The sequence below is a fragment of the Brevibacillus fortis genome, from assembly GCF_046196545.1.
In the GTDB taxonomy this organism is placed as follows: domain Bacteria; phylum Bacillota; class Bacilli; order Brevibacillales; family Brevibacillaceae; genus Brevibacillus; species Brevibacillus fortis_A.
The window spans coordinates 1,989,811-2,009,184 of sequence record NZ_CP176370.1 but is presented as its reverse complement, the minus strand read 5'-3'; the positions used below and the strand labels follow the sequence as shown (position 1 = coordinate 2,009,184).

At 48.3% G+C, this 19,374-nt stretch carries 17 protein-coding genes and 1 other annotated feature; all 17 genes read right to left on the bottom strand.

The genetic code is table 11. The features are described from left to right. Positions 1–94: 94 nt before the first annotated feature. Positions 95–1,225 carry a rod shape-determining protein RodA gene (gene rodA, locus ACKKE8_RS10405; protein WP_409178111.1) on the bottom strand — a complete coding sequence of 377 codons (1,131 nt, stop codon included), beginning with the start codon at positions 1,223–1,225 and terminating at the stop codon, positions 95–97. A gap of 57 nt (positions 1,226–1,282) precedes the next feature. Beyond that, positions 1,283–2,077, bottom strand: a complete 795-nt coding sequence (gene minD, locus ACKKE8_RS10400; protein WP_048032107.1) for a septum site-determining protein MinD — start codon at positions 2,075–2,077, stop codon at positions 1,283–1,285. A gap of 20 nt (positions 2,078–2,097) precedes the next feature. After that, positions 2,098–2,775 carry a septum site-determining protein MinC gene (minC, locus tag ACKKE8_RS10395; RefSeq protein WP_026042972.1) on the bottom strand — a complete coding sequence of 226 codons (678 nt, stop codon included), beginning with the start codon at positions 2,773–2,775 and terminating at the stop codon, positions 2,098–2,100. Between the two features lie 92 nt (positions 2,776–2,867). Then, positions 2,868–5,300: a peptidoglycan D,D-transpeptidase FtsI family protein gene (locus ACKKE8_RS10390; protein ID WP_409178110.1), complete on the bottom strand. Its 2,433-nt coding sequence runs from the start codon at positions 5,298–5,300 to the stop codon at positions 2,868–2,870. Positions 5,301–5,321: 21 nt separating this feature from the next. Further along, complete coding sequence (gene mreD / locus ACKKE8_RS10385) at positions 5,322–5,846, bottom strand: rod shape-determining protein MreD (RefSeq protein WP_409178109.1); 525 nt, start codon at positions 5,844–5,846, stop codon at positions 5,322–5,324. Continuing rightward, complete coding sequence (gene mreC / locus ACKKE8_RS10380) at positions 5,846–6,805, bottom strand: rod shape-determining protein MreC (protein WP_409178108.1); 960 nt, start codon at positions 6,803–6,805, stop codon at positions 5,846–5,848. The genes mreD and mreC overlap by 1 nt, the downstream gene beginning before the upstream one ends. Positions 6,806–6,819: 14 nt before the next feature. Continuing rightward, the gene (locus ACKKE8_RS10375) at positions 6,820–7,863 is read right to left on the bottom strand and encodes a rod shape-determining protein (RefSeq protein WP_409178107.1); all 1,044 of its coding nucleotides are present in this window, start codon (positions 7,861–7,863) and stop codon (positions 6,820–6,822) included. Positions 7,864–8,018: 155 nt separating this feature from the next. Next, on the bottom strand, positions 8,019–8,717 hold the full coding sequence (gene radC / locus ACKKE8_RS10370; protein ID WP_007726662.1) for a RadC family protein: 699 nt from the start codon (positions 8,715–8,717) through the stop codon (positions 8,019–8,021). Between the two features lie 101 nt (positions 8,718–8,818). Further along, entirely contained in the window at positions 8,819–9,406 is a 588-nt protein-coding gene (locus ACKKE8_RS10365; RefSeq protein WP_409178106.1) for a Maf family protein, read from the bottom strand. Positions 9,407–9,414: 8 nt separating this feature from the next. Beyond that, positions 9,415–9,654: a DUF4321 domain-containing protein gene (locus ACKKE8_RS10360; protein ID WP_409178105.1), complete on the bottom strand. Its 240-nt coding sequence runs from the start codon at positions 9,652–9,654 to the stop codon at positions 9,415–9,417. 159 nt (positions 9,655–9,813) lie between these two features. Continuing rightward, positions 9,814–11,106, bottom strand: coding sequence for a hypothetical protein (locus ACKKE8_RS10355; RefSeq protein ID WP_409178104.1), 1,293 nt, complete (start codon positions 11,104–11,106; stop codon positions 9,814–9,816). 117 nt (positions 11,107–11,223) lie between these two features. Further along, positions 11,224–11,658: a prepilin peptidase gene (locus ACKKE8_RS10350; protein ID WP_409178103.1), complete on the bottom strand. Its 435-nt coding sequence runs from the start codon at positions 11,656–11,658 to the stop codon at positions 11,224–11,226. Between the two features lie 107 nt (positions 11,659–11,765). Continuing rightward, on the bottom strand, positions 11,766–12,761 hold the full coding sequence (locus ACKKE8_RS10345) for a ketoacyl-ACP synthase III (protein WP_409178102.1): 996 nt from the start codon (positions 12,759–12,761) through the stop codon (positions 11,766–11,768). Positions 12,762–13,150: 389 nt separating this feature from the next. Then, on the bottom strand, positions 13,151–14,533 hold the full coding sequence (gene murC, locus ACKKE8_RS10340; RefSeq protein WP_409178101.1) for a UDP-N-acetylmuramate--L-alanine ligase: 1,383 nt from the start codon (positions 14,531–14,533) through the stop codon (positions 13,151–13,153). Between the two features lies 1 nt (position 14,534). Further along, positions 14,535–15,908 (bottom strand): bifunctional folylpolyglutamate synthase/dihydrofolate synthase, encoded by a 1,374-nt coding sequence (locus ACKKE8_RS10335; RefSeq protein ID WP_409178100.1) that lies wholly within the window; start codon positions 15,906–15,908, stop codon positions 14,535–14,537. Between the two features lie 43 nt (positions 15,909–15,951). Beyond that, positions 15,952–18,624, bottom strand: coding sequence for a valine--tRNA ligase (locus ACKKE8_RS10330; protein ID WP_409178099.1), 2,673 nt, complete (start codon positions 18,622–18,624; stop codon positions 15,952–15,954). Positions 18,625–18,681: 57 nt separating this feature from the next. Next, positions 18,682–18,923, bottom strand: a binding site (T-box leader). A gap of 58 nt (positions 18,924–18,981) precedes the next feature. Next, on the bottom strand, positions 18,982–19,308 hold the full coding sequence (locus ACKKE8_RS10325; RefSeq protein ID WP_007726674.1) for an STAS domain-containing protein: 327 nt from the start codon (positions 19,306–19,308) through the stop codon (positions 18,982–18,984). Between the last annotated feature and the right edge of the window lie 66 nt (positions 19,309–19,374).

The window sequence follows — 19,374 nt, the reverse complement described above, 5'->3', positions numbered from 1 at the left end:
TTTGCATTTGTCACGCATTTCGTGAGTGTTCAAAAAGTCATCTATTCAGCACCGAGAAAGAGACGAGAACCTGACGACTTTTTGAACAACTCCTTTAATCAAAACGCAACTTGTCCTTGCGCATCCCAATATTGAGCACCACACCAATGATCAGGAAGTTGGTTATGAGCGAACTCCCTCCGTAGCTAATGAACGGAAGTGGAATACCCGTAATCGGCATCAACTGAATCGTCATCCCAATGTTCTCGAAGATCTGGAAGGTAAGCATCCCTACGACACCCGCGACAACGTAGGAGCCGAACGGATCTTTAGCCTCCATTGCAATGCGGATCATTCGGTAAATCAAGACGAAAAACAGAATCATCAGCAAGCCCGCTCCGACAAACCCCAGCTTCTCTGCAATGACGGTAAAGATAAAATCACTTTCTCCTACCGGCACCCATCCAAAGCTCGCTTGCGTCGGCGTAGCAATCCCTTTTCCGAACAATTGCCCTGAGCCGATGGCAATCAATGCTTGCTTGAGCTGGAACCCTCGTCCCATTGGTTCAAGATCCGGGTTCATCCAAAAGAGGATCCGATCCCATTGATATGGCTTGATAATCTTGAAAAAGATATCCTGCTTGTATTGATACAACAGTGTCATGGCGGCAAAAAAGCTGCCGACCAGCCCGACCATATACAATACATGCTTCATCCGTATACCACCAACGATGAGCATAGTGGCAAGCATACCCGTATAGACCATGGCCGTACCCAAATCAGGCTGAACCAAAATCAAAAGCAAAGGTACACCAACCAAAGCCATTACCGGAATCAGCTTATAAAAATAGTAAAACCGATCCGGATCGTTTGCCCTCCTGGACAAGAAGCGGGCCACCGTTATGATCGTGAACAGCTTCATCGGTTCAGAAGGCTGAAACAACACAGGACCAAGGTCATACCAGCTCGTCGTATTGTTAATGGGCTTCGTTTGAAATACCCCGATCAAAAGAATCAGACCGAGTGCATATAAGACATAGGCCATGTTGTGGAATAGGCGATAGTCAAATAGCAATGTCACACCTAGCACAATAAAGCCGATGACATACCATAGGACCTGCTGATGCGCTTTATCTACACCTGCCGCAGAACCGGAAATCCCCAAATAGCTGAAGATACCAAGCCCTACCAAAATCAAAATGATGGTCCAGTCAATGGTTTTTAAATGACGTTTTTCCAGGTCCATCCGTTTCCTCCTAGAAAACGTGACTCCCCTCTATAGAAGAAGGGAGCCATGTATTACCTATTTTAATCCAAAGAATTTACGCATTTTGTGGAACACGCCCGCTTTTTCTTCCAATGGTTGCAATGGAACAGCTTCACCCAAAAGGCGACGAGCCACGTTCCGATAAGCGATGGAAGCACGCGATTCGTGATTCATTACAGCCGGCTCACCTTGGTTCGCGGATTTAATGATATGATCATCATCCGGCACTACTCCAATTAAGTCAATGGCTAACAAATCCAAAATGTCCTCTACATCCAACATGTCGCCATTTTTCACCATATGGGAGCGAACACGATTGATGACCAGCTTCGGCATTCCGATTTTTTCTCGCTCTAATAGGCCAATAATCCTATCAGCATCACGCACAGCGGCTTTTTCAGGTGTAGTCACGACGATTGCTTGATCAGCCCCTGCCACTGCATTGCGGAAGCCTTGCTCAATACCCGCAGGGCAATCGATGATGACATAATCATATTCCCGCTTCAGTTGCGTAATGATTTCCTCCATCTGCTCAGGAGTTACTGCTGATTTGTCTTTGGTCTGAGCAGCCGGGAGCAATGCCAGATTGTCAAACCGCTTGTCTTTGATCAGAGCTTGCGGCAGTCGGCATGCGCCTTCTGCAACGTCTACCAGATCATAAATAATTCGGTTCTCAAGTCCCATGACTACATCCAGATTGCGCAAGCCAATATCGGTATCTACCATGCACACTTTTTGTCCCAACAATGCGAGCGCCGTTCCCAAATTGGCGGAAGTGGTCGTCTTACCCACGCCGCCTTTACCGGAAGTTACGACAATTCCAATCCCCACGTCCGTTCCTCCTCTTTCCCTCAACCCTCACGCTTTTTCTCACCCAAATCAGGGCGAATTCGCGACAAGTAGTTCATTTTCGCTACCAGCATGATTTCATTTTCCAGATAGGCAAATTCTGTGCCTCCGGAATTATTCGTCCATTCCTCACCCGGCTTGCTGATCACATCTGCAATCCGCAACTGGGTAGGACTCATGACTGCAGCCGCAATAATTACCTGTGAGTCACCGGAAATACCTGCGTGCGCGTACCCTCTGAGATGCCCCAGCACGTAGATGCTTCCTGTACTGCGAACCGTCCCCCCGGGATTGACATCTCCCAATAAGAGCAAATCACCGTCAAACTCCAGTACTTGCCCAGAGCGTACCGTATTTACCTGTATGGAAAAATGGGTTTTCAGGCGTTCAGCCATAGCTTCTTCCCGCGTGATCAAATCAGATTCGATTGTATGGATCACCAGGTTGCCCTTCGTTCGAATAATTTGAGTCAACTGCTCTTGTTGCTCGGGTGAGCAGTATCGTTTTCCCAATTTTATAGATACCCGAATGAGTGGTCCCGACAAAATCTGTTGGTGGCTATGCTCTATTTTTTCACGCATATCGGCCAGCAGTTCGTCGAAGGAACAGGTATCATCCATAAAGAAGACGAGACCCTCTTTAGTCCCTTTGATCGTGACCTTGCTTTTCACAGTCGTCACCGGTTTCACCTCGACCGATACCATTCGCCATGCAGAAAGATTTTTCCTGCTCTGCGTGAAAAAATTGCCGAATCGGGTCAGATCGTGGAATTTTACTTCGCGGACGTTGGATTTGGCTTCGGAACCCCACCAGTAAGGACACCTGGATTCAATTCATTGTAAGCTTCGAGCAATCGACGCGAGATCGGACCAGTCGCATCAGAACTGGATGTACCGTCTCTCAAACTGTTCGGCGCAATGACGACGAAAACTAGTTGAGGATTTTCATAAGGCGCAAAGCCGACAACCAGTGCATTTTCCGCTGGTTGCGATGTTTGTGCCGTACCAGACTTGGCTGCAACCGTGAAAGGTAACCCATTGAATCGTTGAACGGTACCACCTGGCTGAGTAACCATCCGCATCCCTTCTTTTACCACCTGTATATGCTTCGGATCGATATCAACCCGGTTGAGCACTTGTGGTTCAATAACCGAGAGCGTTTGTCCTGGTTTCTTCGGATCGGTGGTTCCTTTACGAATTTCTTTCACAAGATGTGGGCGTACCCGATATCCTCCATTGGCAATAGTCGATACGTATTGGCCCAGCTGCATCGGCGTGAACAGATCGTATTGACCAATCATTACGTCTGCCAAATTTCCGTAGTAAAGGTTTTGGTTTTCCCAACCGGTATGTTCATTCGGCAGATCCACACCTGTTTTCACACCAAGACCAAACTGGGCATTGTAGTAATCGTAGACAGAAAACTGCTTCTCCCAGCCTTCTTTCCCTTTTCTTGCCAAGCGAATCGCCATTTCGTACATATACGTATTGTTCGATACCTGCAAGGCACGACGAGCGTTAACAGGTCCATGACCACTTGCCTTCCAGTTGCGTTTATACGTGTTACCGACATTCAAACCGCCTCGGTCATAGATCACTTCGTTCGGTGTAGTCAGACCCTCCTGAAGAGCAATCATGACAGACAGTGGCTTGTAGGTAGAAGCAGGTGGATACGGCGTATAAATGAATCGGTTTGATTCGTTCGGCAAAATGAGCGAGGCGTAATTCTCGTTGAATTTCTTACGGTCGTAATACAAATTCAAATTGTAATCTGGATAACTCGCCATCGCCAATATTTCACCCGTATTCGGATTCATCACCAATACGTGTGCGTCCTTAAATTCTTTTGGTGTAGTAGGGCGCTTCTTGAATGCTTCAAACTCTTCTTTCAAGATGGCCTCTACCTTGCTTTGATAACGCCAGTCCATAGCCAAAACGAGATCGTTTCCTGGCTCAGGGGCTTGGCGCATCTGCTTCTCTACCGTCTCCGAATTTTTGTTCACGTGCACTTCCATAATCCCGTTTTTACCGCGCAAATAACGTTCATAGGAGCTCTCCAGACCGGTTACACCGACACGGTCGATAGCGTTGTAGCCCTGTGCCTGATATTCTTTCAAGCTCTCAGGTCGAATCGCATTGATGTACCCAAGAAAGTGAGTACCAAATGCTGAACCATCCGGATCTTCGAAAATTTGGCGAACAGGCTCCAGCTCCACACTAATTCCCGGCAGTTCGGTACGTCGTTCTTCGATTTGGAACATTTCCTGCTCCGTGATGTTGACCTTGACACGTCTCGGAATGTAGCTGGCCATCTGCGGTGAACGCATCTCCTGCAGCAACGAGAGCTTGTGCCATTGAAATTGGCGTTGCTGCTCTGTCAACGGCAGTTTGATATCCATGTCGAACAACGAGGCATAGCGAAGCAAATCCATGTCGGACTTTTCTGCTAAGCCTTCAGGGGTTGGCAAAACTCCGATCTGATCCTTCACTTTTTTGGCAAGGTCATTGCGATCTTCCTTGTCCAATTTTAGAGTGAGGGTCATATTAGCGTTTATCGCCATTTTTAACAATTCGAAATCCGTAGTGTTTGCTTCCGTAATAGCGGGTGTACCCTTCTTGGCAGCATTCAGTTTCTTTATAAGGTCTGCTCTCTCCCTGTCATCAAAGGGAGAACGAACGCGCATCCCGATATACACAGCCGTTTTTACCAGCTCAAAGTCCGACATCTGATCGACGGTCTCTACTTTTGGAACGGCTTTTAACTTCGCCGCAACCTTTGTCTTGAGATCGTTTGTTTCTTGCGCATTGAAGGCAACGGGCAAGGTTGATCTCAGTTCAATCGTCTTCTTTAACAGTTCCTTATCCGTACCAATTTTGCCGCCATCGGGGATGAGGATTTTTGCCAGACGATCCGCGACTTTCTCTTCATCAATGTCCTGCCCTTGTTCTTCAACGTATTGAACGGTGTACACAGGTTTATTCGAAACGAGTACCTCGCCATTTTTATCCAAGATACGGCCACGAGGAGCGGAAATCGGCAGTTCACGAATACTGAACTTTTCCAATTCATGCTTGTACTGTTCGCCTTCCACCAGTTGCACAAAGGCTAGCCGTAAAATAATGGCGGCGAAGAACAAAAATACAATCACAAACAATATATTGAGCCGAATAGGTATGTCTGATTTCGGTTCTTTGACTTCTTCCACGAACTCTCCTCTCCTTTGCCCTTACTGCATGTGCATTTCCTTTTTCGCCAGAATCTTGTTGCATACATTCTTGATCGGAAAGTATACCAGTAAGCCAAAAGCGAGATTAAACAGCACACTAGGCAAAATTTGATGTGTCAAAATCCATTGAACATCGAAGGGGGCAGCGGAAAACAAGCGGAACAAGGAATACAAAAGCCACTCATGTCCGAACAAAATCAGGAAGCTGGTAATGAAAACCATCCCGAATCCTCTCTGGAACAAAAGAACGATCATCCCTGCAAAGTAGCTGGCCACCATCATGGACATGGTATAGATTCCAATTAGTTGCCCAAACAGGACATCCTGTAAAAATCCGAAGGCGATCCCGTAATACAAGCCCTCGCGCCTGCCGAGATACATCGAAATAAAGATGCAGCAGACAAGCGCAAACCGGGGTACCGTCATCCAAGACAGACCCCATGTACCAGGTGCAAATACTTGCATCACAGTTCCTTCCAAAACAAACATGACCACGACGCCCAACGTCAATAAAAACCGAGCCATTACTGACCACCCCCGCTAGCAGGTGGAGCCGGAGGTACAGTTGTCTGTGTTTGTGTCTGGCCGGCTGGCTGTTGCGGGATCAATTCACCATTAGGAGCGATTGTAAAATCTCGTTCCACAACCATGACTTCATTCAATTGTGAAAAATCAGCGCTTGGCTGGATGTAGGCGGTTTGAGTCAAGCCATAATCATCTGGCTCTACGCGAACAATATAGCCAATCGGCAAATTGCGAGGGACAACTCCTCCCAAACCGGATGAAATAACTTGCTGATCTTTTTTAATGGCCTGTCCCCAAGGGATTTTGCGCATGACGAGCAATCTCTTTTGCGGGTCGTACTCTTCAATGACACCACTAATTGGACGGAACACTGGCTTGCCATCGACTGTCTGCTCCGTCAAAATATCTGCTGAGATATGGTCACGTCGCTCGTAGCTCGTCAACAATTCAACTGTAGCTGAAAAATTGGCTACACTCTGTACGCGGCCGATCATCCCTTTAGCTGTTATAACCGCCATATCCTTCTTGATGCCATGTTTCAGTCCCTTGTCGATCGTGATGACGTTGTTCCATGTATCAGGGTTTCTCGCTACGACTTCCGCATAGCGGAGGCGGTAAGACTTGAGTGAATCTTTTGCCTGCAGCATTTCTCGAAGGCGATCATTCTCAGCCTTGAGCGTGTGCAGTTCAGCACTTAGTTGGGCGTATTGATCCAACCCTGCTTTGAGTGCCTTGTTTTCTTCATATACGCCGTACGCTTCTTCAATTTCCTGAAAAAAGCCAGAAACAGCCTGGGCAGGGCGATAGAAAAAGCCCTGCACCACGCTGAAGGTATCCTTGAAGAACATTTCTGGCCAGGTCAGGCTAACCCGTTCACGAGAAGTGAAGCCCACGACGGAGATAAGCAGGACCAAGCCTACAAGTACAATGATAAGCCGCTTATTCCCGAAAAACGACATGCCCTACCCTCCGTTTATTTACCCCGTTTTAGTCGGGAAGAGGTGATGCCTTGCTTGGATTTGAACAGGTGAATGTTCTCCAATGCACGACCTGTTCCGATCGCTACGCAATCCAGTGCGTTCTCTGCGACATGCACGGGCATACCCGTTTCCTTACTTAACAGGCGATCCATGTTACGCAAGAGCGCACCGCCGCCTGTGAGTACAATTCCACGATCCATGATGTCCGCCGCGAGCTCAGGCGGGCTTTTCTCGAGAGTCACCTTCACCGATTCCACGATAGCAGAAATGGTTTCCGCCAATGCTTCGGCAATCTCTGTGCTGCTTACCGAGAGCGTTTTTGGCAATCCAGTTACAAGGTCACGACCACGAATGTCTACGTTTTCGACCTCTTCAGGAGCAATCGCAGAGCCGATCTCCAGCTTCAATGTTTCTGCTGTACGTTCCCCGATCATCAAGTTGTAACGGCGCTTGATGTACTGAATGATCGCCTCGTCCATCTCATCCCCGGCCACACGAATGGAGCGGGATGTAACAATCCCCCCGAGCGAAATGATAGCAACTTCTGTTGTACCGCCGCCAATGTCAACGACCATACTACCAGTCGGTTCCCACACCGGCAGGTCTGCACCGATCGCAGCTGCAAACGGCTCTTCAATCGTATATGCTTCCTTCGCCCCAGCCTGCTTCGTAGCGTCTTCGACCGCGCGCTTTTCCACCGCAGTAATTCCCGAAGGTACACAGACCATTACGTTTGGACGACGTGTAAACAGCCCTTGATTTTTTTGTGCTTGATTGATGAAATAGCGCATCATTGTCGCAGTTGTATCAAAGTCAGCGATAACCCCATCTTTCATTGGGCGAACCGCTACGATATTACCTGGCGTACGACCGATCATACTTTTCGCTGCATTTCCTACTGCTTCAATGGAATTGTTATTGGTACGAATCGCTACAACAGAAGGTTCGCGCACCACAATTCCTTTACCCTTCACAAAAACAAGTGTATTGGCAGTGCCGAGGTCAATCCCCAAGTCACGTGTAAATCCACCAAACATAAAAAAACTCCTTCCAAATATTAATCCAAATGACAAGCATGAGAGAACCTCTATCGAGGCCTCTCCAGATAGCGCGACCGCGTTTTTGTGGAAGGTTTTCATGCGCACAATAATTTATAGACGTATCGATGATAAATCTTGCGCGAAAAAACATGCTACAAGTACCCTTGCTCTTTGAGACTAACGTACTTGCCTTCCCCGATAATAACATGATCCAACAATGAAATCCCCACCAGTTCACCAGCGTCACGCAATGTATGCGTAATCGCGATGTCTTCCCTGCTAGGTGTCGGATCACCGCTCGGATGGTTATGTAGGCATATCACCGATGCGCTGCTACGACGGATCGCTTCTTTAAAGACTTCTCTCGGGTGTACGATGGAAGCGTCCAGACTGCCTACGAAAATCGTCTGCTTGCCAATCACGTGGTTCTTGGTATTCAGAAAGAGACAGACAAAATGTTCCTGTGTCAAATGAGCAAGCTCTGGCGACATCAAATCAGCTACGTCCCGTGGTAAACGGATAGAAGCCCTATACTCTCGAGGGGCTCCCATCAATCTACGCCCAAGCTCAAACGCAGCATGCAATTCAATCGCTTTGACTGGACCAATTCCTTTTAGCTCTGTTAACTCAGCATGAGAGGCTTGGGCTAAACCACGCAGGTCTCCAAACCTGGCTAATAAGCGCTGAGCCAGCTGATGAGCCGTCTCTTGTTCCCTGCCTGTCCGCAGTAAAATGGCAAGAAGTTCAGTATCAGACAGATGGACCGCTCCTTCGCGAAGCAGTCGTTCACGTGGACGGTCATAGTAAGGGACGTTTTTCAACAGCATTTTGTTACAGGTATTTGTTGCCATTTTATATCCGCCTCCAGCCATATTCACATTATCGAAAACGGCTGACATGGAGAGGTTCATGAGGCGTATGGCCGTCGTCGCTTGCTTCAAGCATGACAACTTTACAATATCGGCATCCCAAAACGTGTCAAAAGAGTAGACGTCAGGCCTAACGGTAGACCAACAACTGTGAAGTAGTCTCCAGTTATTCCTTCCACGATCGTGGCTCCAATACCTTGAATGGCGTATGAGCCCGCTTTATCCATCGGCTCACCTGTCGCAATGTACGACTTGATTTCTTGCTCTGTTAAAGCTCGAATTCTTACGTGTGTTAGACTATGTGAGACTTCCGCACGGCCTGTCTCCACATCTATCAAGGCGACTCCACTATAAACGGTATGCTCTTGCCCCTGGAGCATGGACAACATACGATATGCGTCCATTTCATCAACAGGCTTGCCCAATATTTGGCCATCAAGCACGACTACCGTATCAGATCCTAAAACGACGCCTTCCGTCAAGCGAGAAGCCACTTCCTTGGCCTTGCGCAAAGACAATTCTTCTACTACTTCGTTCGCAGATAAATGCTCTGCTGTTGTCTCATCTACATCACTGGTGATGATGGTAAATGATAAGCCTAAAGTTTGCAGAAGCTCCCTTCGACGCGGCGAAGATGAAGCCAGAATGAGAGGAACATTTTTTTTCGTCATTTTTCAACCTACTTTATTCGTCGATGTATCCAAAATGCGAGGGCTAAGCCTCCGATACTGGCTAGATTTAGTTTTACCTGAAAGTTCAGTTCGTACTTCAAAATTTCTAAATCTGCCGCAGGCGACCAAGTAATCAATTTGCTCTTGGTCAAAAAAGGTAGCCAGGGACTTAAAATCTCCCCGATAATGCTGCCAAACAAAAGTCCACTCACCAACAGAAACACGAGAGTAAGCGTTTCTTTCCCCATTTTCCCAACTCCCTTTTTATAAGGGATTCTCTTTTTGCCAAACATAAGTTTAGCAAATGGGGAGAAACGAAACAATCCCTGATTGCTCTTGGTAGTTACTGTATAGAAAGAAAAGGCCTCCTGCAAGAAAACCTTGCGGAAGACCATATAAACATGCATTTATGTGGATGAACGTGCATTTTGAATCCAGCTCGCGTAGCTCTCGAAAAAGGCAAGGACACCCGCCTGTACTTGCCACGCATAGGATTCGGCACTTTCCACCTTTTTGCCCGCGCTCGCTTCTGCCATTTTGTCCCTTGCTGCCAGCGCTTGATTCACCCCATTTACCATCCCGTCTAGCAATGGCTTCCAGACTTCCTTGGCTTCCATTTTACGACTTTCCTCCAGAAATTGGCGGTGAATTTCTTTTAATTCTGCCGTTTCTTTTGCCGTTGGCGATAGTTGACCCGTCGTAATAATCAGTCCTGATTGTGCCGAAAGTGTTTGAACGAGTTTGACTCCGTGGGTGAAAAAGGCATTCACATTAGGGTCACCAGATGCGTTGGCGGCTTTTCCAACAGAGACAGCCCCTTCAAAAGCGGGAAAGGAAAATTCTTTGACGTATATATCCATGCCTTTGTTTTTCAGGCTGGCAGCAAAGCCTAGCACAGCATCTCTTGTTGGGGCAGCGGCGGCGAACATGTACTGCTTGCTTGCGTCCTTATAAAGCAGATGAGGAATGCCAGCTTTCTCCAGTGGTTCTACAGCTGTTTGCGGGGATGCATCCGGTTGGAATACACCTGCTTGTGCAACGTACATGTTTACGGCTGGCAGTTGTAAAGCTATCGAATTTTGACCCACTGCGTTACCATTCGTCGGCGTCTCTTGTGTTGGCTGGCTTTCATTAGGCAAAGCGGGACCTGCCACGCCATTTTTCCCAGCCGTTTGTTCATTGCCTGCACCCGGCGCGGTCAATGTCTGAACCGTTTCACTCAGAACATTTCCGTACGACTCGGAAAACTCCTTTTGGGAAAAGACCGTCAAAACAAGAAATCCGAACAAGAGGCCAATTGCCACAGCCCCACCTGTTGTTAAAGTCGTGCGCCAAAAGGGCCCCTTTGGCCATAACGCGGCAAGCCGACTCACCGGAATACTCCTGTATCCCTTCTCTTCGGTATCCTCGAAGGAATCATCGGATTCATAGGAGTCGTTTGTCGTCTGATCGAATTCAATGTTCGGCTTCGTTTCTTTCGCGGCAGCTCCACGTAGCTGCATCATGCGTTCCCATGCTTCGTTGCCCTTCTCTTTAAACGGGTCATTAAACGGCAAGGGAGGCGCTTGAAAACGAACACGAGGCGTGTCATCCTTTGGGGTGCGCTTTCTACTTGCTTCCTTTGGGATGTCGTCCCGCTTTTCATCCCAGTACCTTCCGTTCATTTTGACCGTCACACGATTTTTATTTTGTCCGCTCATACGCTTGCCCTCCCAGTCACAGGCTCTTTGTACTAGCATACGTTTCGCTCGGACGGGTTATGACTTCTATCTAGTGATTCTATTACATTTGTTTCTACTACTATTCCCTATGCCATTTCAAGAAGCTTTGCTCATATACAAAATGACAGCTAAACCAATCGTCACAAAAGGCGCAAACGGCACTTCGCATTTGGTACTTACTTTTCGTATCAGCAATAAAACGAGAGAGACCAGCAAGGCTGCCATACTCGCAATCGTAAGAACGAGTACAAAATCGCGGACCCCAAGTCCATAGCAGACCAGAGCGAACAGCTTCACATCCCCCATTCCAAGCGCAAGCGGCCTGTGCCAGCTAATCCATCCAAATACCAGTAAACAGAGAATCGCAAAGAGTCCAGCCATCAGCCATTCCATTGGCGAAGAGAGAACATACTTCATAATAGAAATCAGCACAAACCCTGCACCCAGTGCGCGATTGGGTATTCGACTATGACGAAAATCTACCCACGAGAGGTATAGGCAGAGTCCGAATAATATCACAGCGTTGGCCATTTCTTCTTCCCCCAGTCAAAAAACTGACTTTAAGAATACCTTCCATTCCTGGGACAAAAAAACTGCCCAGAACGGTTCTGGACAGCCTCTCGATTTATGAACATGGTTTACGGATTCCAAGTGAACAATAGGCCAGCGTGGACGAGACCACCGCCAAACCCATACAGCAGGATCGTATCCCCTGCCTTTACTTTGCCTTCCTTGATCCCCAAGGCGAGCGACAATGGTATGGTAGCCGCTGATGTGTTGCCGTAGTGCGTCAGACTGTACAATGTCTTTTCGAGAGGGAACTGACTCTTCTCGCAAATGGATTCGATCATGCGCAAATTGGCACTGTGCGGAATGAACCAGTCGACATCTTCGAGCGTTTTTCCCGCCCGGCTCACTACCTCCTGCATCCCCTTTGGAACAGTTGTTACAGCCCACTTGTACACTTCTCTCCCGTTTTGAACCATGCATCCATTCCCGCTCAATTCTCTTCCGTCCATATGCGTTGACAAGCCTGATCGGTATACATGTATCCCTCCGTCCCCCTTTGAGCCTAAATAGGATGACAAAAAACCAGGAGCTGTAGAGTCCTGCTCAACCAGCACCGCACCCGCTCCGTCCCCGAACAGGATGCACGTCGTACGATCCGTATAGTCGGTTACTTTTGTTAAGGTTTCTGCACCTACCACCAACACTTTGCGATGTAAGCCAGAACTGATGAGCGCATTTGCTGTATGGAGCGCATACGTAAATCCTGCACAGGTAGCGGAGAGATCCATTGCACCCGCCTGCTCGACTTGAAAATGTGACTGAATTTTACTTGCGACGCTTGGAAATGGATAGTCTGGCGTACTGGTCGCCACCAAAATCATATCGACATCGCGGACATCCTTCCCATAATTCGCGATCATATCGTGGATAGCAGCGATGGCCAGATCACTGGTAAATTCATCTTCCCTTGCCATACGGCGCTCATGAATACCCGTCCGTTGTAAAATCCACTCATTCGATGTATCCACTAGCTTTTCCATATCTGTATTGGTAAGAACGCGACTCGGCACATACGTACCGATGGCGGTAATTCGCGACTTGAAGGGGCTTGCATTTGTCATCATCCGATCATCACCTTCCGTTTTTATGATCTGATTATAACACTAGATATTAATATCTGGTACTAATTTTTGAATCAACATCGTGGAGGAGAAGAAAAAGCACAGTTCTCTTCGACTCTGACACGCCAGCAGGGGGATTCACTGCCCGTCTCCACTACAAAAAGGGACCTCGAGCCAAAGCCACCCTACGGGCGGATGTTTCTCAAGGGAGAAGTGTTCGACAAGCGTGGTCCCCTTTTTGTAGTTCCGACTGGGTTGGCGTTGTCAAGGTCTACGAGACCTGTGCTTTTTCTTCTCACCAGCATTGTTGGTTTATCGATACCTTTTAAAACTTTAGAAATAGAAAAAGACTTGAAACCCGTAGGTTCCAAGCCTTCATATGCCTCTATCCGTTATTTCTCTAGCTTTTCAGCGAGCCAGTAAGCGGATTTCCAAATATCTCCTGCACCCATTGTCAACACGAGATCGCCCTCTTGCAATCCTTTGAAGACATGCTCCTGCATTTGTTCCTTCGTCGGAATGTACTGCGCACGCGGGTGGCTGTTGGTGCGGATTTTTTGCACCAGCACCTCGGAGGTGACTCCTTCGATTTTTTCTTCTCCCGCTGGAGAGTAGATGTCCGTGATGATCACTTCGTCTGCTTCTGCAAAGGCACGGCTGAATTCATCCATGAGGAAATACGTGCGTGTGTAGCGTTGTGGCTGAAACACAGCGATCACGCGTCGGCCAGATGCCCTTGCACCACTTAGTGTGGCGATAATTTCTGTCGGATGATGCGCGTAGTCGTCTACGACCAGGACGCCTCGTGCATCCCCGATAATTTGAAATCTGCGCTTGGCACCACTAAAAGTAGACAGTGCCTGTGCAATTTTATCGAAGGAAAGGCCAATATCCAGGCAAACAATGATCGCAGCCAGTGCATTTGCAATATTATGCTTGCCTGGGACTACGAGACACAATTCACCCAACCGCTCATCCTTGTGATAAATCTGGCACGTGCTGCAACGATCTCCACATTCAATGGAAGTGGCAGAAAACTGCGCTTGTGCCACAAAGTTTGGATCGACTGCATACGTCACGACCGTTTTTTCTACGGACGGCATGACTTCACGCACATGTGAATCATCGATGCACAAGATCGCTTTTCCAGCCGGTTTAAGGTGGCTCAAGAACTGGACGTACGCCTGTTTCAAATTGTTGAAGTCGCCATCGAAATGCTCCAGATGATCTGGTTCGATGCTCGTCACAATTTCATACATCGGTCTGTATTCCAAAAAGGAACCGTCGCTCTCGTCTGCCTCGGCAATGACATAGTCACTGGTACCTGCCTTTGCGTTGGTACCAGCACTCATCAATTCACCGCCGATGATGAAAGTCGGGTCTACACCGCACTCTTCCAGCACGTGAGAGATCATCGATGTCGTGGTCGTCTTGCCGTGTGCTCCGGCTACTGCTACTCCTGTGCGTTCATTCAATATGCGAGCAAGCATTTGAGAACGGTGCATGACCGGAATTCCTAATGCTTGACCTGCGATCACCTCAGGATTGTCTTTGGAAATACTGGTGGAGTATACGATGCTGTCTGCTCCCTCCACGTGGGCAGCATTATGGCCAATATGAATGACCGCCCCTCTTGCTTCCAGCTTTTTCGCCAAATCGTTCATGGCGACATCGGAGCCGGTTACCTTGTATCCAAGGTCGATCAAGACGCGGGCAATGGCACTCATGCCATAACCGCCGATGCCCACAAAGTGGACGTGTTGGGCCTGATCCACCCTATTCACCTGCCTCTTCTACTATAGTGGGAAAGAATGCGCGTACTTGGGCGATGAAGTAGAGCGAACCGCAGACGACCAACCAGTCATCCGCCTTCGCTGATTGCTTCTCCCGCATCCAAGAAAGGAGAAACGCCCGCCAGTCTGGGACTGCATCGAGAAACTCTTGCTCCCAGCCACCGGCTAAAAACGACTCTTGTAAGCTATTGGCTTCGGCTGCACGCGGGAAGTCAAAGGTTGTCACATGCAGCTTTTTGATTTTTGACTTTACTGGTGCGAGCGACTCTGCCATTTTGGCAAGCGGCTTATCTGCCAATCCAGAAAAGAGCAAATGCAACTGTACTCCATCCGGCAACAACCGATCCAGACTGCTTACAAGCGCCTCCATTCCTTCCTGATTGTGTGCCCCATCCAAGATAACCATTGGTCTTGGAGAGATGACTTCTAGACGACCAGGCCAACGCGTTTGTTGCAAACCGCGAGATATTTCTTCTTCCTCCAGCAAGAACGAGAAGTAATTTCGCAGGATATCGATGGTCATTAAAGCAACGGCTGCATTGGTTGTTTGGTGAATGCCATTCATGGTAAGACGGTAGGATGCTTCTGCACGACGGTGAATGCTTTTGTAACGAAACTGTTGGTCACCCAGCTGCTCCTCTACCTGCTCTGCCTGGAAATGTTCACCCATATGGTATAACGTACTCTTCGTTTGTCTTGCGCGCTCCTCAAAAACCGCGAGAAGTTCCGGCCTAACCTCACCTGTGACCACAGGAACACCCGGCTTGATAATCCCCGCTTTTTCCCGGGCAATGTCTTCCAAGCGATCTCCCAACACTTGTGTATGGTCCATGCCGATATTCGTGATGACTGAAACAAGCGGGAGGACGACATTCGTCGAATCCAATCGCCCGCCTAGTCCTGTTTCCCATACGACTACCGCTGGTCTCGCCACTCTTGAAAAATAGAGAATGGCGATCAGCGTAATCACTTCAAATTCGGTAGGAGAACCGAACTCTGTTTCTTGTTCGCATCGTTGCACCCATACCTTTACTTCATTCACCAGCTGCAATAGATCTTCTTCCGCGATCATGCTGCCGTTGTAACGGATGCGCTCACGGAAATCAACCAAATAAGGGGAGGTAAATGTACCTACACTATATCCGGCTTCCATCAGCATTTGCGTCAGGAATGCGCAGGTTGAACCTTTTCCATTGGTGCCAGCCACATGAATAAATGGGATTCTCCGCTCAGGATGTCCTACTTGCTCCAAAACCCACTGCATTCTCTCAAGCCCCGGCCTTTGACCGAACCTGAGCAGTCCATGCAGCCAGTCGAGCGCTTGCGTGTATTCTACAAACCCTTCTTCTGCATGCATACCACAATGCTCCATTCTCAAAAATATGCGATGGTATGGCGGATCATTCGCCCTTCAATTCGGCAAGTCGTGCAATCACTTTATCCCGCTTATCCATGTAGTCTGCCATCTTTGCTTTTTCCTCTGCGACTACTTTTTCAGGTGCTTTGGCCATAAATCCAGCATTGTTGAGCTTTTTCTCAATGCGCTCCACTTCGCCGTTGAGTGTCGCCACTTCTTTTTCCAGACGCTTCAACTCTTGCTCGATATCGATCAAGCCTGCTAGTGGAAGGAACAATTCTGCTCCTGTGATCACAGCAGACATCGCTTTATCAGGCGTAGCCAGATCCAGGCTGATTTCCAGACGCTCAGGGTTGCAGAAACGGGTGAGGTAGTGCTCACCGCGTGTCAGGCGCTCAGCGGACAATGCATCGCTTGGCTTGATCAAGAGCTCAATTTTCTTGGACATCGGTACGTTTACTTCTGCACGGATGTTTCGTACGCTGCGGATGATATCCATCAACTGGTTCATTTCGCTTTCTGCTTCAGCAAAAATCCATTGCTCGTTAACGGTTGGCCAAGGTGCTACTGTGATGCTCTCGCCTTGGTGCGGCAATGCCTGCCAAATTTCCTCCGTGATGAACGGCATGAACGGATGCAACAGCTTGAGCGTTTGATCCAGAACCGTCACCAGAACGGATTGGGTTGTTTTCTTCGCCGCTTCATCTGTACCGTACAGCGGCAGCTTCGCCATCTCGATATACCAGTCACACAGATCATCCCAAATGAAGTTGTAAAGCACACGACCTGCTTCACCGAATTCAAATGCGTCAGACAGACGAGTTACATCTGCAATTGTCGCTTGCAGGCGGGAGAGAATCCATTTGTCTGGTGTGGACAGCTCACCGCTCAAATCGATTTCTTCGTATTTGAAGTCAGCCAGGTTCATCAAGGCAAAACGAGACGCGTTCCAAATCTTGTTCGCGAAGTTTCGGTTTGCCTCCACCTTTTCCCAATAGAAGCGTTGGTCATTTCCTGGGGAATTCCCTGTCGCCAGTGTGTATCGCAGCGCATCCGCTCCGTACTTCTCAATCACTTCCATCGGATCGACACCGTTGCCAAGTGATTTGGACATCTTGCGGCCTTCAGAGTCGCGAATAATGCCGTGGATCAAGACGGATTCAAATGGACTTTTCCCGGTAAATTCAAGACCTGAGAACATCATGCGAGCAACCCAGAAGAAAATGATATCGTAGCCTGTTACCAGGACATTCGTTGGATAGAAGTACTTCATGTCCTCGGATTCTTCCGGCCAGCCCAGTGTCGAGAACGGCCATAGACCAGAGGAGAACCATGTATCGAGAACGTCGTTGTCCTGCTCCAGCTTGTGGCTGTGGCAGCTTGGGCACTCAGTCACGTCCGCGCGAGATACAATCGTTTCGTTACAGTCTCCGCAATACCATGCAGGGATTCTGTGACCCCACCAAAGCTGACGGGAGATGCACCAGTCGCGTATGTTTTCAATCCAACGCAGGTAGTTTGTCTTGAAGCGCTCTGGGACGAATTTCACACTCTCAGGGCTATTTGCATTAGCCAGTGCTTCGTCAGCCAAAGGCTGCATTTTTACGAACCATTGGGTAGAAAGGTATGGTTCTACAACTGCATCGCTGCGCTCACTATGTCCAACCTGATGAATATGCTCCTCAACCTTGAACATAACGCCTTGTTCGGTCAAGTCTTTGATGATCTGCTTGCGGCATGCAAAGCGATCCAAGCCTTTGTAGATACCTGCCAGCTCGTTCATCGTGCCAGTCTCATCCATGACAACGATTTGTGGCAACTGATGACGAAGACCCAATTCAAAGTCATTCGGATCGTGTGCTGGCGTAATTTTTACAGCGCCAGAACCAAACTCAGGATCAACGTAGTCATCTGCGACGATTGGAATTTCGCGTCCTACGATTGGCAAAATAACGGTTTTGCCGATCATGTCCTTGTAACGCTCATCTTCCGGATGTACAGCTACAGCCGTATCACCGAGCATCGTTTCAGGACGGGTTGTAGCTACTTCGATATAACCGGTGCCATCTGCCAATGGGTAACGCATGTGATGCAGCGCACCTTTTACTTCCTTGTAGATTACTTCAATATCGGACAGAGCTGTGCGGGCAGCCGGGTCCCAGTTAATAATGCGGTTGCCACGATAGATCAAGCCTTTTTCGTAGAGGCGAACAAATACTTCGCGTACAGCTTGGGACAAGCCTTCATCCATCGTAAAACGCTCGCGGGAGTAATCCAGGGCAAGACCAAGCTTTTCCCACTGCTCACGAATATGCGAAGCGTAAATGTGCTTCCACTCCCATACCTTTTCCACGAATTTTTCGCGGCCCAGATCATGGCGAGAGATGCCTTCTTCACGCAAGGTAGATTCTACGCGCGCTTGGGTTGCAATACCAGCGTGGTCCATACCTGGCAAGAACAAGGCGCTGTAGCCTTGCATACGCTTTGTACGCGTAATGATATCTTGCAAAGTCGTATCCAGCGCATGGCCCAAGTGCAATTTACCAGTTACGTTCGGCGGTGGAATGACAATCGTAAACGGACGTTTATTCGGGTCACGTTCTGCCTTGAAAAATTGTTTTTCGATCCAATACGGATACCATTTGTTCTCTGCTGCTTTTGGATCATAGTTTTTCGGCAGCAATTGGTCGATGTCGGGTGTTGGCTGTGTAGACATGTACGACTCCTCCTATTAGCATAACTTGCTTTGCAAAAAATAAAAAAACCCTTCATCGCAAAGGACGAAAGGATTATTTTCGCGGTACCACCTTTGTTAACACACGATAAACGTCATGCTTATGGTGTGTTCACTCTGACAAGATAACGGTTGCGAACCGGTCTCGGCTAGGCACATGCTTTCACCGAAAAAACTCCTGGGCGACCTTCAGCCATTCATGACCTTAGAGAATCTCGCAGCAACTGATTCTCCTCTCTGCCAAGGCGTCCTGACTTACTCTTCCCACTCATCGTTCATATCGTATGTAGTTGTCATATGATTAGCTTTCACTATTATATACAATCACGCTGTTTGGCGTCAAACCCGGGTTTCGCCCACTTTTCCAACTGCAATGCCCAGTGCTTCGGTAAAACCGAGAACACCCAAAATATCGAGAATTTCTTCTCGGACATTGACGATTTCTACCTGTTTGCCCATGGCCAACAGTTCTTTCGTGGTAAAAAACAGGCTTCCAATACCGGAAGAATCTACAAAGGAGACACCTTGAAAATCGACGGTAACGGATTGATTTCGCCCTCCATACTGCTGGAGCAATTCACCTACTCGATCTCCTACAGCCATGTCCAACTCTCCGACGAAAAACAATGTAGCCTGTCCGTTCGCCTCTGTTGCGCGGTAGTCCATGCTCAAACTCCTCTCAATAGGTATCGGTACACCCAATCTGCTCGTCCTTTTACTATATTACCCATT

Excerpts from the sequence above, each read along its gene's own strand:
- ACKKE8_RS10355 (WP_409178104.1), bottom strand. The coding sequence starts at position 11,106 with ATGAGCGGACAAAATAAAAATCGTGTGACGGTCAAAATGAACGGAAGG.
- radC (WP_007726662.1), bottom strand. The coding sequence starts at position 8,717 with ATGGCAACAAATACCTGTAACAAAATGCTGTTGAAAAACGTCCCTTAC.
- rodA (WP_409178111.1), bottom strand. The coding sequence starts at position 1,225 with ATGGACCTGGAAAAACGTCATTTAAAAACCATTGACTGGACCATCATT.
- ACKKE8_RS10360 (WP_409178105.1), bottom strand. The coding sequence starts at position 9,654 with ATGGGGAAAGAAACGCTTACTCTCGTGTTTCTGTTGGTGAGTGGACTT.
- mreC (WP_409178108.1), bottom strand. The coding sequence starts at position 6,805 with ATGTCGTTTTTCGGGAATAAGCGGCTTATCATTGTACTTGTAGGCTTG.
- ACKKE8_RS10330 (WP_409178099.1), bottom strand. The coding sequence starts at position 18,624 with ATGTCTACACAGCCAACACCCGACATCGACCAATTGCTGCCGAAAAAC.
- mreD (WP_409178109.1), bottom strand. The coding sequence starts at position 5,846 with ATGGCTCGGTTTTTATTGACGTTGGGCGTCGTGGTCATGTTTGTTTTG.
- ACKKE8_RS10345 (WP_409178102.1), bottom strand. The coding sequence starts at position 12,761 with ATGATGACAAATGCAAGCCCCTTCAAGTCGCGAATTACCGCCATCGGT.
- ACKKE8_RS10365 (WP_409178106.1), bottom strand. The coding sequence starts at position 9,406 with ATGACGAAAAAAAATGTTCCTCTCATTCTGGCTTCATCTTCGCCGCGT.
- ACKKE8_RS10325 (WP_007726674.1), bottom strand. The coding sequence starts at position 19,308 with ATGGACTACCGCGCAACAGAGGCGAACGGACAGGCTACATTGTTTTTC.
- ACKKE8_RS10335 (WP_409178100.1), bottom strand. The coding sequence starts at position 15,908 with ATGCATGCAGAAGAAGGGTTTGTAGAATACACGCAAGCGCTCGACTGG.
- ACKKE8_RS10375 (WP_409178107.1), bottom strand. The coding sequence starts at position 7,863 with ATGTTTGGTGGATTTACACGTGACTTGGGGATTGACCTCGGCACTGCC.
- ACKKE8_RS10350 (WP_409178103.1), bottom strand. The coding sequence starts at position 11,658 with ATGGCCAACGCTGTGATATTATTCGGACTCTGCCTATACCTCTCGTGG.